The following is a 16096-nucleotide window of genomic DNA, read 5'->3' as shown; positions in this document are numbered from 1 at the left end:
CCTTGTGTCGCTGATTCTCAATCTGTTGTTAAACGGAATTGCCTTGGGCATGTTGATCTTCCTGATCGCCGTCGGGCTGTCGCTGATCTTCGGCCTGATGGGCGTGTTGAACTTTGCGCACGGAGCGATTTTTATCTGGGGCGCGTATCTCGGGTGGACGGTGTATGGCGCGACCGGCAGTTTCATCCTGGCGCTGCTGGGCGGCACCTTGGGCGGCATCGTGCTCGGGTGGCTGATGGAACGGTTGTTTATTCGTCCTTTTTACGGCAATCATGTGGCGCAGATTTTGCTGACCTTGGGCCTGATGATCGTTTTGACCGAAGGGGTCAAGATCGTCTGGGGCCCGAACATTTTAGGATTTGACAAGCCGGAGCTATTGCAAGGCGTGGTCACCATTATGGAGCACGCGTTCCCAATCTACCGCTTCTTCACGATCGGTGTGGGCCTGCTTGTGCTGCTTGGGGTGCACTTGCTGCTCACCCGCACCAAATACGGCTTGATCATCCGCGCCGGGGTGCAGAACCCGGAGATGGTGCAGGCGCTGGGCATCGACGTCAAAAAAGCGTTTACGATGGTGTTTGCGCTGGGAGCGGGGCTGGCCGCGTTTGGCGGCGTGATGGCCGGGCCGTCGTTTGGCTCGGTGTTCCCGGAGCTCGGCATGCAGAACCAGTTGGCCGCTTTTATCGTCATCGTCATCGGCGGGATTGGCAACTTTGCCGGGGCTGCTGTTGGCAGTCTGCTGATCGGCGTGCTGCAGACGTTTATGGCGTTTTACGTGCCGGATGCGGCGGTCGCCGTGAATGTGGCGCTGATGGCGCTCGTGTTGATCTTAAAACCTGAAGGAATATTCGGAGTGCGGAGGTGAGCGGGGTGCGAGCGCGAATTTTGAACAATAAGCTGCTGTTGACCGTCTTGTTTGCGGTGCTCGCCGTGCTGCCGTTTGTCACCGAGTCCCGATTCTTGCTGTCGCTGCTGATCTCGGTCTTTATTTTGGCGGTGTATGCGATGAGCTATGACTTGCTGCTTGGCTACACGGGCATCGTTTCGTTTGGACATGCGATTTTCTTTGGCACGGGGGCGTATTCGGTCGGGATCATGCTCTCCAGGACCAAAGAGCCGAATCTGCTGGTCGTGGCGCTGCTCTTGGGGGTGGCGATCGCCGTGCTGATCGGCATTTTGATCGGTGCCGTGTCGTTGCGGGTGAAAGATGTCTATTTTTCGATGATCACGCTGGCGTTGGCCGAGCTGTTTTTCATCGTTTCGGAAAAATGGAGCTCTCTGACCGGCGGCAATGACGGGATCACCTACATTCCGGTGCCGGCGATCTTCCGCGAGCGGATCGCCTTTTACTACTTCGCGCTGGTCTTCCTGCTCGTGATGTATCTGTTCTTGCGGCGCGTGGTCGATTCACCGCTGGGGCGCACCTTGCAGGCGATCCGGGAAAATGAACACCGCGTGGAGTCGCTGGGCTACGACGTGGTGAAATACAAGATCGTCTCGCTGGTCATCTCCGGCATCGTCGCGTCGCTGGCCGGCGGGATGTGGGCGGTGTTTCAGCGCTATATCAACACTTCGGTGCTGGGCCTTGACCGCACGATCGACGCGCTCTTGATGACGATCGTCGGCGGCACCGGGACGCTGGTCGGCGCGATCTTTGGCGCCGGTGTTGTTACGTTTGCTCACGAATGGCTGTCGTCATTGTCTTCGGTGCATCCGATCTTTGAGCGCTGGCTGTTGTTCTTTGGACTGGTTTATATCGCGATCGTGATGTTTTTCCCCAAAGGGATTCTCGGCACGATCAAAGACAAATGGATGCGATCGTAAGGGGGAAGGATCATGCCGCACGTACCTATTAATGGAATCGATCTGTATTATGAACAGGCAGGCGTTGGGAGCAAGGTGATTTTGCTGATTCACGGCAACGTCGCTTCGAGCCGCTGGTGGGAGCATCTGATGGCGCCGCTGGCCGAGCGTTATACGGTGGTGCGCGCCGACCTGCGCGGCTGCGGGCAAAGCGCGGGCGATGGCGGAAAAGGCAACAACATCAAGCAGTACAGCGCCGATCTGCGCGCTTTGCTGAAGCATCTTGGACATGAGCAAGTCGTGTTGGTCGGCCATTCGCTGGGCGGTTCGGTGGCGATGGACATCGCGGCGAACGCGCCGGAGCTGGTCGACGGGATGCTGCTGCTCAACTCAGCCCCGATCGACGGGCTGGTCACGCCAGATGAACGCAAGCCGTTGATCGAGCAGATGGTCAGCGACCGCAACTTAATGAAGATGTCGCTGGCCGCCGTGGTGCCGACCGCTGCTCAAGGCGAATTTTTCGAACTGCTGGTCGAGGATGCGATGATCGCTGCCCAGACGGCGGTGCCGAACTACACATCGCTTGGTGAGGCCGATTATCGCGAACAGCTGGGGCGGGGTCATGTGCGGACCATGATCGTCTACGGGCAGCTCGACTCGCTGATCACCCAGGACATGATGGAGCGGACGCACGAAGGAATTCCGGGCAGCGAACTGGTGTTGTATGAGCACGTCGGACACTCGCCAAATGTCGAAGCGCCGGAGCGGCTGCTGCAGGACATCGTGCGGTTTGCCGGGTAACTGACGAGTAACTCTTCCCTGATACAGTAACCCCATAAGGGGGGGATTGACTTGGGGAAGATGAGACAGATCATCAAACAGCTGGTGCTGGCGGCGCTGACCCTGATTTTCATGACCGCTTATCTGCCGGTCACAGAAGCAGCCGGGACTTTTACTTCGTACTATTATGGAAGCAACTTCTACTACAAGGTCTATGTGCCGGGCACTTACACGGCCGGGACGAAAGTGCCGCTGATGGTGATGCTGCACGGCTGTCTGCAAAATCCGAACGACTTTGCCGCCGGGACGCGGATGAATGCGCTGGCCGAAGAGAAGAAGTTTATCGTGCTGTACCCGGAGATGAACGTGTACGCCAATCCGAACGCTTGCTGGAATTGGTTTTATGACTACAACCAGCACCGGGGCAGCGGCGAGCCTGCGATCATCAAAGGAATGGTCGATGCGGTGAAGGCGAAGTACAGCATCGACAGCTCCCGCGTCTATGTGGCCGGGTTGTCGGCCGGGGCGGGCATGAGCGTGATCATGGGGGCGACCTATCCGGATGTGTTTCGCGCAGTTGGCGTGAGCGCAGGCGTGGAATACAACGCTGCCAACACGGCGGCGGGCGGGATCTCCGCGATGTCATACGGCGGGATCGATCCGAACACAGCCGGGCGAGACGCCTATTATGAGATGGGGAGCTACAAGCGCCGCATGCCGGTGATCGTGTTCCACGGCACGAGCGACACCACAGTCGAGCTCATCAACGCCGCACAGGTGATTACTCAGTGGGCGCAGACAAACGACCTCGTCGATGACGGTTCGGACAACGGCTCGGTGAACAATACGGCCGAGCTGACCACGAGCGGCACGGTGAACGGCCGCAGCTATACGAAATACGTCTACAACGACGGAAGCGGAAGTTCGCTGATTCACTACTATAAAGTAAGCGGGCTGGAGCACGCCTGGTCGGGCGGTTCCACGGCCGGTTCGTACACCGATCCCTACGGCCCGGATGCTTCGCGGGTGATGTGGGATTTCTTCAGTGCGCATTGATGTGCTACACTGGTGTTGAGGTGAGGAAGATGATTTCGATCGACATCAGTATGGCCGCCGTGGAGCGGATCAAAGAGCTCCAGCAGGAAGCGGGCAAAGAGAACCATGGCGCGCGCATCTATGTGCTGCCGGGCTGAGGCGGCCCAACCTATAAACTGGCTCTGGATGAGCCGGCTCCGCGCGATACCCAGGTAGAAGAAGAAGGCATCCTGTTTTTGTTTGGCTCGAAAACGTCGTCGCTGGTACAGGACCTCGTGATCGACTATGATCAGGATGACGGCTTTTCGATTTACGATGAGAGCATTCCCGGCTCGCAGTGCTGACGAGCTTTTCTAACGCTCCCTGTCTGATGGCAGGGAGCGTTTTTATGGCGTTTGACAAAACCAGCCCCTTTGTGTAGTGTAAAATTACACAAATACGACAAGGTGGTCGGACGCAGTGGAGCAGGGGACCGAACAAGGATTTAGCCGCGAACAGTTCGACAAGATGGTGTCGGACAAGCTGCGCCTGATTCGGGCAGATCTGGATCTGACGCAAGACAAGATGGCCGAGCTGATCGGCATTTCGAAAAAAACGCTGGTGCAGGTGGAAAAGGGCCGCCAGACGCTCGGATTCACGGCGGCAGGCTTAACGGCGGTGCTGTTTCGCAAAAGCGAGATCGTGCAGGCGATGTTCGGGGAATCGGTTTTGGAAATCCTCGATCTGGTCTCCGGAAAACGCCGTTCCGGCGCATGGTACAAGACGATGGGCGGCAAAGTATGGTGGACGGAGATGCAGCGCTCAGGCGGATTTTGCCTGCAAAAGCATGTGCTGACCGGACACTTCCGGATCATCGACGAGGATCATTTTTTGCACTACTACAGCATGGACCCCTCGGAAGCGCACAAGCGTTTGCGTGAGCTGGCAGAAGATGGCGGTGCGCAGGAAGGCCTCTAACGGAGGCCTTTTTTTCAGGTCGTATTTTTGTCGAACGGTGTAGATTTGCTGGGTTGAATGGAGGAAGTTCCGTGTCAGACATCGAGATCCAACTGATCACAGAAGCGGATTATGAAGAAGTGATCGAGTTTGAAATAAATAACCGCGAGTTTTTGCGCAAGACGGTTCCGGGGCGGGATGATGACCTGTTTTACCATCCGCAAAAGCTGCGCGAGCTGTTTGAGAAGCAGTTGGCGGCGAACAAAACGGGAGAGCGGTTCTCCTACCTGATCCGCAACTGCAATGGGGATTTGGCCGGGCGCTGCCACTTGTATGACATCATGCGCGGGCCGCGTCAGAAGGCGGAGATCGGCTGTCATTTAAGCCGCTGTCACGCCGGACACGGGATCGCCAGCAAAGCGCTGCGCCTGCTGGTGCGGGAAGGATTTGACACGCATCGGCTGCATCGGATCGAAGCGTCAACCTTAACCACCAATGTCCCGGCCCAGATGGCGGTGCTGCGGCTGGGGTTTCAATATGTCGGGCGCTCCGAAAAGTACATATGGCTGAACCAGGAGTGGCGTGACTGCGTGCATTTTGCGATCGTCAATCCGCACTGGAATCGAACGAACGAGTAGGAAGAAGCCGCCGGGCTTCTTCTTTTTTTGTCAACGTTGTAACCTTTCACTCAGATCCTGCGTCTATTAAATTAGAGTCAAATTGCTAGAGCTGCGAAAAAAAGGCTCATGCTGTCGAAAAATACAGTCATAATAAGTCGAAAATTCGGACAAGCCTAAACCATCACAAAACGAGGCGGGTGCCTCGAACCATATAACGGCAGCTTGAATACAATTGATTCTGCAGAGTGTGCTTGTTTACATATAAGGTCAAGGAGGCGTTCGAGAGTGAATGTTGCGGAATGGTTTGTGAGCATGGCGATGCCTAAGCTCGATCAGGTTGAAAAATACGTTGGCATTCTGGAAGCTCTCGGGTACGAAACCAGACAGCCGGAAGCGGTCAACGATGGATGGGTCGTCCAATGGCGCCCGAGACGCGAAACTGCGTAGAGCCTTGCGAGAGCAGGGCTCTTTTTTATTTTTTACTTATACGAGAATCAAACCAAAGAGGATTTACAGGCAAAAGGCGCGAAGTGGTATATACCACCAGTTGGTGGGAGAGAAAAGGAGGGGTATTTCATGCGCAAGTTTGCAAGTCTCGCCGTGGCGGTGGCGCTTTCGCTGTCGACCGTCATGAGCGCACCGGTCCTGGCACAGGACGACAACAAAGCGATGGATGGCATTTCCAAAGCGTACGTGCTGAGCGCAACCGAAGAGGGCAGCGCTGTCACGTATCAGATGATCGTGGGCGGCAAAGTTCAGACGTTCTACACGCACAACAAATCGTTTGCCGCACAGCCGGGCTCGTTTGTTTCGTTTAAAGCCCAGCAGGACCGCATCGTCGATTTCCGCGACACGGTGGCCGTGCAGAGCGTGAACGAAAAGATCATGTCCAAAGACACGACCGGCAAAACGCTGGACCTGGAACTGTCCGGCACCGTGCAATTGGCGAACGGCTACCAAGTGTACCAGTCGCTGAACGGTCAGTCGGTTCAAAAATCGCTGAACGACGTGTTTGTCGGGGCGGAGAATGTAAACGTTTTCTTTAATGAACTGGGTCAAGTCGATCTGATCGTCATCGACGGCATCACGCCGACCGATACGATGCGTGTCGGGATCATGACCAACGGCTTTGCTTCGCTTGATCACACGCAGCTCGACTTCCGTTCGGGAGACGGTCTGAAAGTGGTCGACAAGAAAGCCGGCCAGACCTTTGATGTAGCGCCAAACGCTGTGGTCACGTTTGTGCAAACGGCGACCGGGGTGAAAGCAACGGTGGGCGGCGTCGAACTGCACACCTCGACCAGCCGTCTGTACGTCGAACCGGTCAGCGACGCTTCGACGGTGCAGATCACCACGTTTAAGCGCGCATACGGCAACCCGAACTACCGCGGCACGTTCGAAATCACGCCGGCGGCAGCGGCAGGCAAGCTGAACCTGATCAACGAAGTTAACATGGAGCAGTACCTGTACCAAGTGGTACCAAGCGAAATGCCGGCATCGTTTGGCCTGGAAGCGTTGAAAGCGCAAAGCGTCGCCGCCCGCACCTATGCGATGAGCGACTACTTCTCCAACCGCTATGCGAAGCGTGGCTTCCACGTCGATGACTCAACGTTGAGCCAAGTTTACAACAATAGCGCGGAGAGCCCGCTGCACACCCAGGCGGTCAACGCGACGGCCGGCATGATCATGGAGGAAAACGGCACGCTGGTCGATGCTCGTTACTACTCCACCTCGGGCGGCTATGGCGCGGCGAAACACGAAGTGTGGTCGGACGCAGGCAACATCTACCCGGGCGTTCCGATCCCGTATCTGTCGGCTCGCTCTTTCACGTATGATCCGACCGACAGCTCGAAGATCTACAACATCAACACCCAAGATGAAGCGGCGCTGAACACCTTCTATAAGGACTTGACCTTAAACGGTTATGATTCTGCGTCCTACTATTTCCGCTGGAAAGTCGGCTTCTCCAAGCTGGAGCTGGAAAACACGATCAACCAAAACCTCGCCGGCCGTTACGCGGCAGATCCGGCGTTCATTTTGACGAAAGACGCTGCGGGCAATTTTGTCCAAAAAGCGATCCCGGCCACCGGCATCGGCCAGCTGAAAAACCTGTACGTTGCCAAGCGCGGCCAAGGCGGCAACATGATGGAACTGGTTGTCGAAGGCACGACCGGCACCTACAAGATCGTCAAAGAGTACAACATCCGCTTTACGATCCGTCCGAGCAAAACCTTCACGCTGGGCCAAGACGTCTCGCTGTACCGGGCAAAAGGCGGCTCGACCGCATACGATCTCGGCTACACGCTGAAAAATTACACGATCCTTCCGTCGGCGTTTGCGACCTTTGACATTGCGCGCGATGCAAACGGCACCGTTTCGTCTGTCACTTTCTTCGGCGGCGGCAACGGCCACGGCGTCGGCATGAGCCAATACGGCGCTTCGATGCTGGGTCTGTCCGGCTGGTCGTACGACCAGATTCTCAACGCGTACTACAACGGCATGGAACTGGTGCAGGCGTACTAAGCGCAAGAAAAAAACCGCAAAAAGATTCAGAAAAAACAGGCACCACCCGAATTTTGGGTGGTGCTTTTGAATGTTTCTTGTTAAGGTAGAAATGATATTGGAAAATTGGGTGGAAATGGGGAAGGAGTCGATTGGATGAAACGAACGGTGATCTGGGCCGGCGTATTTGCGGCAGTGCTTGGTGCAGGCGGAGTGCTTTATTTTTCACAGCCTCCGGAGCAGCAAGCGGTGCAGCACCCGAAACAAGCGACGGCCGAACCGTTACAACAGCAGCAAAAAGAGCAGCAAACAGCAGAGTCGTTCGCCATTCGCGGCGTGATCGAAGGGTTTTACGGTGCGCCTTGGACGCATGAGCAGCGGCTTGCGATGTTCGAGTTTATGTCGCGCAACCTTTACAATACATACGTCTACGCGCCGAAAGACGATCCGTACCAGCGCGTTGACTGGGCGTTGCCATACCCGGAGCAGCAGGCGGGGAAGATGCGCGAGTTGATTCAAAAGGCGGAGGCGGGGCGACTGCGTTTTGTCTATTCGATCTCGCCGGGCATCCCGCTGGCGCTGCCGAACAAGCCAACCACAACCGAGATGTATGAAAAAGCGATCCTGTTCTCCTCCGAGGAAGACCGCAAACGCTTGTCCGCCAAGATCGCGCAGCTGCAAGAGATGGGCGTGAAGACGCTCATGCTGTCTTTTGACGATGTGCAGGAAGAGCTGAAGGACAAAGACAAAGGCATCTACGGCACCAACTATGCGGAAGCGCACATGCAGCTGGCCAACAACCTGCTGGCCGAAGGGAAGAAAAAGGACCCCGGCTTCGAGCTGTGGTTTGCCCCGACGCGCTACTGGGGGGTCAAGGACGATCCCTATTGGCAGACGCTGCGTGAACAGCTCGATCCGTCGATCCAGGTGATCTGGACCGGCCCGGAGATTCTTTCCAAAAAAATCGACTCGGCCGACGCCGACAAAGTTGCGCAGTTGCTCGGACGCAAGCCGTTGATCTGGGATAACTATCCGGTTAACGATTTTACCTATGCGATCGCAAATGAGCCGCAGCTCTTTTTCGGCCCTCTGGAGGCGCGTTCTGAAGACTTGCATAAGCATGTCTCCGGTCTGCTCGCCAACCCGATGGTGCAGCCGGAATCGTCGAAGCCGGCTTTGTATTCGATCTCGAAATATCTGCAAAGTCCGGCTGCGTATGACCCGGAGAAAGCGTATGTCGAAGGCCTATCCCAGCTCCAAGGCGTGGCGGACGGAGGGCTGTTCAACAAGTTTGCCGATTACTCCCGCCGTTCGATGTTCGAAGAGGACGTGTGGAATCCGAAGTTTAAGGCGCTGGTCGATATCGAGGACGAAGCGCGTCTGAAAAAAGAGTTTGAGGAACTGAAAGGCCTGCGCGGCGCGCTGATGCAGAGCACGACCAACAAACAGCTGCTCAAAGAGATCGACCCGTGGCTGATGAAGCTGAGCCGCGAAGGGGAACTGGGCTTGTTGACCTTGCAGATGCTGGCGGCGGCGCCCGGGTCTGCAGAGCGGGCCAAACTGACCAAACAAACACAGGCAGAACTGAACAAGCTCAAAGGGGAGCCGTACAAGATCGGCGAAGAAATCTTGACGTTTGTGGACTTGTCCTTGCAGAAACAGTAAATTTTTTGGAACCTGTCGAAAAAGAGAAGGAAAAGAAACGGACTTTTCGAATATATAAGGTGGTATAGACCTCCATAGGTTAGGTGAAGTGATGCCATGTTAAACAAGAATATTCCGATTCCGCTGTATTATCAGCTCAAGGAACGGCTGACACAGACGATCCGCGAAGGAGAGCTGCAGCCGGGCGCTTTGATGCCGTCGGAACGCGAACTGAGCGACCGCTATGGGATCTCCCGGATGACGGTGCGCCAGGCGCTGGGCGAGATGGTCAAAGAAGGCTTGCTGGTACGGGAGCAGGGCAAGGGGACGTTTGTCGCCGAGCCGAAGATCGACCAGCCGCTCTTGCGCTTGACCTCGTTTAGCGAAGATATGCGCAGCCGCGGGATGAAGCCCGACTCGCGCATTCTCGCGATCTATACGGAGGAAGCGGCGCAGAGTGTCGCGGCGGCGCTCAACCTCGGCCAGAATCGTCAGGTGCTGGTGCTGGAGCGCGTCCGTTTGGCCGATTCCAAGCCGATGGCTTTTGAGGTGTCGCATTTGCCTCTGGCCCGGTTCCCGGAACTTGAGCAGGAAGATTTGCATTCGGTCTCGCTGTACACCTTGCTGGAGGAAAAGCATGGCCTGCAGATCAAATTTGCCAGACAAGTGATCGAGGTTGGGCTGTCCGACCGCTCCAATTCGGAAGCGCTTGGCATCTCCGTCAAGTCGCCGGTGCTGTTGATCGAGCGCGTGACGTTTGACGGGGACGAACAGCCGTTTGAATATGTCAGCTCGGTGTACCGGGGCGACCGTTATAAACTTCAAGTAGAACTCCATCGGTAGGTGTTGACTGTTGAGCGCTAGGAAAGCGTTTTTAGGAGTGGATGGCGGCGGGACGAAAACCCGTGCTGTCGTCGTTTCCGAAACGGGCGAAAAGATCGCCGACATCGTGACCGAAGGCAGCAATGTCAACCATTTCGGATGGGAACGTGCCCAGACGGTTTTGGGAGACCTGTTTGAACAAATTCGCGCTTCGCTTCCTGCCAACACTTGGATTAGCAGTCTTTTTTTCGGATTGGCAGGAGTGGACCGTCCGGAAGAGCGAAGAAAGATGAGCGAATGGATTTCGACACAGTGGCCCGGCGCTGCTGTGGGCGTTGAAAATGACACGCTGCCCGCGCTGGTCAGCGGTTCCGGCGAGACGGAAGGAATCGTGCTGATCGGCGGCACCGGTTCGATCGCTTTTGGCATCAATGATCGCGGCGAGCAATGCCGCGTCGGCGGCTGGGGTTATCTGATCGGTGACGAAGGCAGCGGCTATGACATCGGCCGGGACGCGTACTCCGCCGTTTTGAGGAGCTTTGACGGCCGCGGGCCGCAAACGCTGTTGACCGGCAAGATCCTCGCGTACTACCAGCTCCAAGACCCGACCGCTTTGATTCCGCTGGTCTACTCCAACGATTTTTCCCGCGAGCAGATCGCGGCGGTGACCTGGTTTGTGTTTGAAGCAGCCCGGGAAGGCGATGAGGTGAGTTTGACCTTGCTGAGTCGTGCGGCCGACGAACTTGCTGAATTAGTGCGGACGATGCTGACCCGCATGTCGTTTGTCAAAGCGCGGGTGCCGGTCGTGCTGACCGGCGGGCTGTTCCATGCAGGAAGCCCGCTGATCGGCATGGTGGAAGGCCGTCTCTCAGGACGGGCCGATGTGGTGCGCAGCGAGAAGCCGCCCGCAGTCGGCGCAGTCATTCTGGCACACAAGCAGGCCGGCGCTGCTCCCGGCGACCACTGGGAGCAGACGCTGTCCGAGATCAAGTAAGGCAGAGAAGGGATGACCCTGTCCTATGGAATCAATTTCGAAATTAAGCACTGAACAGACTAACGAGCAGTCCGCCAACCTTGACCGGATGAGCCCGCTGGAAATCGTTACGCTGATCAACCGTGAAGATCAGACGGTAGCCCTTGCGGTGCAGCAAGCTTTGCCGCAGATCGGGCAGGCGGTGGAAGCGATCGCTGCAGCGCTTGCCAAAGGCGGACGACTCTTCTACATCGGAGCCGGCACGAGCGGCCGGCTCGGCATCCTGGATGCGTCCGAATGCCCGCCGACGTTTGGCACCGACGCAACGCTTGTCCAAGGCCTGATCGCAGGCGGCGACTCCGCGCTGGTCAATGCCTTGGAAGGCGCAGAGGACGATGCGGACGCCGGAGCGCAAGATCTGCAGAAGGTGAACTTGACCCTGCTCGATGTGGTGGTCGGGATCTCCGCCAGTGGCCGCACGCCGTACGTCGCAGGCGCTTTGAACTACGCCCGCGAGATCGGCGCGGCGACGATCGCCATGTCCTGCAACGCGCCGGCGGAGATCTCCAAGCTGGCCGACGTGGCGATCGAAGTGATGACCGGCCCGGAAGTGCTGATGGGTTCGACCCGGCTCAAAGCGGGCACCGCACAGAAGATGGTGCTGAACATGCTGAGCACGGCGAGCATGGTACTGAACGGCAAAGTCTATCAAAACCTGATGATCGACGTGAAGCCGACCAACATCAAACTGGTTGACCGCGCGACCCGGATTTTGACGATGGCGGCCGAAGTGGACTACGACAAGGCGGCCGAAGCGTTGAAAATGGCGGATAACCGCGCCAAAGTGGCGCTGGTGATGCTGAAAACAGGTCTTGGGCCGCAGGAAGCGGAAGCGCGTTTGCAAGCTGTCGGCGGTTTTGTCCGCCGGGCCATCGAAGGATAGGAGGGGAGTCGCGTGGCAGAAAAACAACGTTCGCTGCGTCAGAAGATCGGGCAGACGATGATGTTCGGGTTTCACGGTACGGAACCAACGCCTGAGATCACCACGCTGATCCGCGACCATCATGTCGGCGGCGTCATTCTGTTCGCCCGCAACATTGCGGAGCCAAAAGATGTGCTGCGACTGACCGTCGCTCTGCAAAAGATCGCCTATGAGGCCGGACATGAGCATCCGCTCCTGATCTCGATCGACCAGGAAAACGGCATCGTGCGCCGCCTCGGAGCAGGCACGACGCTCTTGCCGGGCAACATGGCGCTGGGGGCAACCGGGGACACCCGACTGGTCCAAGCAACGGCAAAAGCGACCGGGCGCGAATTAAAAGCGCTGGGGATCAACTTCAACTTGGCGCCGGTGCTCGATGTGAACAACAACCCGCACAACCCGGTGATCGGGGTGCGCTCCTACGGGGAAGACCCGCAGTTTGTCGCGGAATGCGGCACGGCGGCGATCCACGGATTCCAGGAAGCGGGCGTCGCCACCTGCGGCAAGCATTTCCCAGGCCATGGCGATACCAGTAAAGACTCGCATCTGACGTTGCCGATGATTCCGCATCGCCGGGAGCGCTTGGAACAGGTAGAGTTGGTTCCCTTTGTGAAAGCGATTGCAGAAGGCGTTGACTCGATGATGATCGCGCACGTCTGCTTCCCGGAGATCGAGCCGGACCCGGCGCTGCCGGCGACCTTGTCCCGTCGCGTCGTCACCGACCTGTTGCGCGGCGAGCTGGGATTTGACGGCGTGATCACCACCGACTGCATGGAGATGAAGGCGATCGCCGACAGCCCCGGCACGGTGGAAGGTACATACCGCGCCTTTCAAGCGGGCATCGACCTGTCGTTCATCTCGCACACCTACGAGTGGCAGCTCGGCGCGATCGAGCGGATGGCGGCTGGAATCGAAGCGGGCGACACGCCGCTTCAGCGGCTTCATGACGCGGTCAGGCGCATTCTCAAGCTGAAGGAGAAATACTTGAGCTGGGAGCAGATCACGCCGTGGTTTGAGCAGCAAGACCCGGAGCCCGATACGCTTGTCGGCGGGCCGGAGCATGAACGCCTGGCCCGTGAAGCGATGGAAGCAGCTGTGACCTTGACGAAAAATGAAGCCGGGCTGCTCCCGCTCACCGTGGGGGCAGAAGAGACGATCGCGGTGGTGTGCCTGAAAAACACGCTGACCTCGCTTGTTGAGGACGAACGGTATCTGATCAACCCGCTGCAGCGGGCGGTGGAAGCGTCGCATGGGAACACGCGTTGCCTGGAAGTAAACAATCCGCCGACCGCAGCGGACATCGTGCAGGTGCTGGAGAGTCTGGACGGCTGTGCGGCAGTGATCGTGGGCACGATGAACGCGCAACTGGCGCCGGGGCAGGCGGAACTTGTGAGCAGACTTAACCGCGCGGGCATCCCGCTGGTGGTGATCTCGATGCGCACACCGTATGATCTGGCGGTGTTTCCAGAGGTGGCGACGCACATCGCGGCGTACGAATTTACCCCGGCCGCGCTGGAGATCGCTGTTGAAGCGATCCTCGGCAAGCGTGAATTGCGCGGACGGCTGCCGGTGACCATCCCGGACATCGCACCGCGCGGGCATCAAGCGCAGAACCGGGGGGAAGGGCGATGACCACATTTGAAAAGCTGACCTGTGTCGGCTTGATGTCCGGCACTTCGGTGGACGGCATCGATGTTGCGGTCGTGGAGATCACAGGCGCGCCGCCGGAGCTTGCTGTGAGCGTTGTGCATTTTGAGACGGTGCCGTTTTCGGATGAGGTCCGCCGCCGCATTTTCCGGCTGTTCGACCCGGAGCAGGCGACTGTGCCAGAGCTGAGCACGATGAACTTTTTGTTGGGACATGTATTTGCCGATGCGACGTTGCTCGCGCTGCGGAATGCGGGAATTTCCCCGCAGGATGTTAGCTTCATCGCTTCGCATGGGCAGACGATCTACCACAGCCCGGTGCCGGAGCTGATCGACGGGCATGAGGTCACCTCGACCCTGCAGATCGGCGAAGCTTCGGTGATCGCCGAAAAGACGGGGATCACGACGATCTCCGACTTCCGCGTCCGCGATATGGCGGCAGGCGGTCAAGGCGCGCCGCTGGTGCCATTTGTTGACAAGCTGTTGTTCACCTCGCTCGATGTCGGGCGGATTGCGGCGAACATCGGCGGGATCGCCAACCTGACCGTTTTGCCCGCAGGCGGGACGTCCGATCCGCTGGGCTTCGACACCGGGCCGGGCAACATGATCATCGACGGACTGGTCCAGAAGATCACCGGCGGGGCCCAGCATTACGACCGGGACGGAGAGTTGGCCGCCAAGGGCCGTGTAAACGAGGCGTTCCTTGCCAAGTGGTTGGAACTGCCGTACTTTGCGGCCCGTCCGCCGAAGTCGACCGGCCGCGAGCTGTTTGGTGCGCAATGCGTCGAGGCGTGGTGGCGCGAAGGGCAGGCGGCCGGCTTGTCGCCGGAAGATCTGGTGCGGACGGCAACCGAGTATACGGCCCGGACGTTCGCCGATGCCATCAAGCGCTTTGTATTGCCAGAATATACAGTGTCCGAAATGTTCATCGGCGGCGGCGGTGCGTACAATCCGGCGCTGATGGACAGCATCCGGGCGCATCTGCCCGGACTGAAGATTCAGCAGCAGGAAGCGACCGGCATTCCCGGCGACGCAAAAGAAGCGGTTTGTTTTGCGGTCTTAGGCTATGAATGTTATCACCAGCGGCCGAACAATCTCCCCTCGGCCACCGGGGCGGCGCGCCCCGTCGTGATGGGGAAAGTCGTATGGTCGCAGGAGGCAGGGGCGAGATGATTCGCATCGGGATCGAAGGGTTTTTCGAAGAGTATCTGGATCAGTTTCGCGGCGCCAAGGTCGGCTTGCTCAGCCATCTGCCCGCCGTCGACAGCCAGTTTGTCACGTCGGTCGACCTCGTGGCGACACACCCGGACCTGCATTTGAAAGCATTGTTCACCCCGGAGCACGGCTTGTTTGGGGTGGCGCAGGCCGGGGAGCAGATCGTCGATGAGATTCACCCGCGTTACAAAGTGCCGATCTTTTCGCTGTACGGCACGCGGGAGAAGCCGACCGCGAAGATGCTGGCCGGACTGGACCTGCTCCTGATCGATTTTCAGGATGTCGGGGCGCGGTTTTACACGTACATCTCCGCGCTTGGCTACATGCTGGAAGCGGCAGCAGAGGCGGGCGTGCCGGTGTTTGTGCTCGACCGGCCCAACCCGATCGGGGGCAGGCTGTTCGAAGGTCCGGTGCTTGCTCCAGGCTACGTATCGTATGTCGGGAAGTATCCGATCCCGATCCGGTTTGGCATGACGATCGGCGAGTTGTCGCTGTGGATCGCCAAGCAGGAACAGTTGTCCGTCTGTCTGATCATCGTGCCGATCGAGGGCTGGCAGCGCTCGATGTGGTTTGATCAGACGGGGCGGGACTGGGTGCCAACTTCGCCCAACATGCCAACCTTGTCGACGGCGACCGTCTACCCGGGCATGACGCTTTTCGAAGGCACAAATGTCACGGAAGGGCGGGGCACGACGCGGCCGTTTGAATTTTTCGGCGCGCCGTGGATTGAGCCGTCTGAGCTGATCACCCGCTTTCATGAACGGGGGCTGCCGGGTGTGCGCCTGCGCGAAGTATCCTTTGTGCCGACGTTCTCCAAGTACAAAGACGAAGTCTGTCGCGGGGCGCAGGTGCATGTCACCGACCGCGAACAGTTCCGTCCGGTGCGCACGGCGGTGCATCTGCTGGAAGTGATCAAAGAGCTCTATCCGGAGCTGCTCCGCTGGACCGACCCTGTGCGCGGACGCCACTTCATCGACCTGCTGTGCGGCACCGATGAACTGCGTTTGGCGATCGACGGCGGACAGGACATCACAACGCTATATGAAAAGTGGGAGACCGAGGCGGAAGCGTTTCGTTCGTCCATCTCTTCCAACTTTTTATATTCATAAAGCATTCATCATTCATGACTCTTTAAGGG

General features: G+C 58.0%; 15 protein-coding genes. All 15 read left to right on the top strand.

Annotated features, from left to right (window positions below):
- The first annotated feature begins 4 nt into the window (after positions 1-4).
- Positions 5-865: a branched-chain amino acid ABC transporter permease gene (locus CBW65_RS19305; RefSeq protein WP_087458230.1), complete on the top strand. Its 861-nt coding sequence runs from the start codon at positions 5-7 to the stop codon at positions 863-865.
- 5 nt (positions 866-870) lie between these two features.
- Entirely contained in the window at positions 871-1824 is a 954-nt protein-coding gene (locus CBW65_RS19300) for a branched-chain amino acid ABC transporter permease (protein WP_087458229.1), read from the top strand.
- A 12-nt stretch (positions 1825-1836) separates the two neighbouring features.
- Positions 1837-2604, top strand: coding sequence for an alpha/beta fold hydrolase (locus CBW65_RS19295; RefSeq protein ID WP_087458228.1), 768 nt, complete (start codon positions 1837-1839; stop codon positions 2602-2604).
- Between the two features lie 60 nt (positions 2605-2664).
- Positions 2665-3639: an extracellular catalytic domain type 1 short-chain-length polyhydroxyalkanoate depolymerase gene (locus CBW65_RS19290; RefSeq protein ID WP_087459300.1), complete on the top strand. Its 975-nt coding sequence runs from the start codon at positions 2665-2667 to the stop codon at positions 3637-3639.
- A gap of 438 nt (positions 3640-4077) precedes the next feature.
- Complete coding sequence (locus CBW65_RS19285) at positions 4078-4575, top strand: helix-turn-helix transcriptional regulator (RefSeq protein WP_232463372.1); 498 nt, start codon at positions 4078-4080, stop codon at positions 4573-4575.
- 71 nt (positions 4576-4646) lie between these two features.
- Entirely contained in the window at positions 4647-5192 is a 546-nt protein-coding gene (locus CBW65_RS19280) for a GNAT family N-acetyltransferase (protein WP_157722068.1), read from the top strand.
- Between the two features lie 267 nt (positions 5193-5459).
- Positions 5460-5621 (top strand): hypothetical protein, encoded by a 162-nt coding sequence (locus CBW65_RS24360; RefSeq protein ID WP_157722067.1) that lies wholly within the window; start codon positions 5460-5462, stop codon positions 5619-5621.
- A 129-nt stretch (positions 5622-5750) separates the two neighbouring features.
- The gene (locus CBW65_RS19275) at positions 5751-7697 is read left to right on the top strand and encodes a SpoIID/LytB domain-containing protein (protein WP_087458226.1); all 1947 of its coding nucleotides are present in this window, start codon (positions 5751-5753) and stop codon (positions 7695-7697) included.
- Between the two features lie 135 nt (positions 7698-7832).
- The gene (locus CBW65_RS19270; protein WP_087458225.1) at positions 7833-9341 is read left to right on the top strand and encodes a protein O-GlcNAcase; all 1509 of its coding nucleotides are present in this window, start codon (positions 7833-7835) and stop codon (positions 9339-9341) included.
- A gap of 96 nt (positions 9342-9437) precedes the next feature.
- Positions 9438-10163 (top strand): GntR family transcriptional regulator, encoded by a 726-nt coding sequence (locus CBW65_RS19265; RefSeq protein WP_087458224.1) that lies wholly within the window; start codon positions 9438-9440, stop codon positions 10161-10163.
- Positions 10164-10173: 10 nt separating this feature from the next.
- Entirely contained in the window at positions 10174-11136 is a 963-nt protein-coding gene (locus CBW65_RS19260; RefSeq protein WP_157722066.1) for an N-acetylglucosamine kinase, read from the top strand.
- A 25-nt stretch (positions 11137-11161) separates the two neighbouring features.
- Positions 11162-12058 (top strand): N-acetylmuramic acid 6-phosphate etherase, encoded by an 897-nt coding sequence (gene murQ, locus CBW65_RS19255; protein WP_087458222.1) that lies wholly within the window; start codon positions 11162-11164, stop codon positions 12056-12058.
- Between the two features lie 12 nt (positions 12059-12070).
- Positions 12071-13729 carry a beta-N-acetylhexosaminidase gene (gene nagZ / locus CBW65_RS19250; RefSeq protein WP_232463371.1) on the top strand — a complete coding sequence of 553 codons (1659 nt, stop codon included), beginning with the start codon at positions 12071-12073 and terminating at the stop codon, positions 13727-13729.
- Positions 13726-14916 carry an anhydro-N-acetylmuramic acid kinase gene (locus CBW65_RS19245; RefSeq protein ID WP_087458221.1) on the top strand — a complete coding sequence of 397 codons (1191 nt, stop codon included), beginning with the start codon at positions 13726-13728 and terminating at the stop codon, positions 14914-14916. Before nagZ ends, CBW65_RS19245 begins: the two co-directional genes overlap by 4 nt.
- Positions 14913-16067, top strand: a complete 1155-nt coding sequence (locus CBW65_RS19240; RefSeq protein ID WP_157722065.1) for an exo-beta-N-acetylmuramidase NamZ family protein — start codon at positions 14913-14915, stop codon at positions 16065-16067. Before CBW65_RS19245 ends, CBW65_RS19240 begins: the two co-directional genes overlap by 4 nt.
- Positions 16068-16096: the final 29 nt, after the last annotated feature.

It is taken from the genome of Tumebacillus avium (assembly GCF_002162355.1).
Taxonomy (GTDB): Bacteria; Bacillota; Bacilli; order Tumebacillales; family Tumebacillaceae; genus Tumebacillus_A; species Tumebacillus_A avium.
Note: the sequence above shows the minus strand (reverse complement) of the source record. Positions and strands in the feature narration are given on the sequence as shown.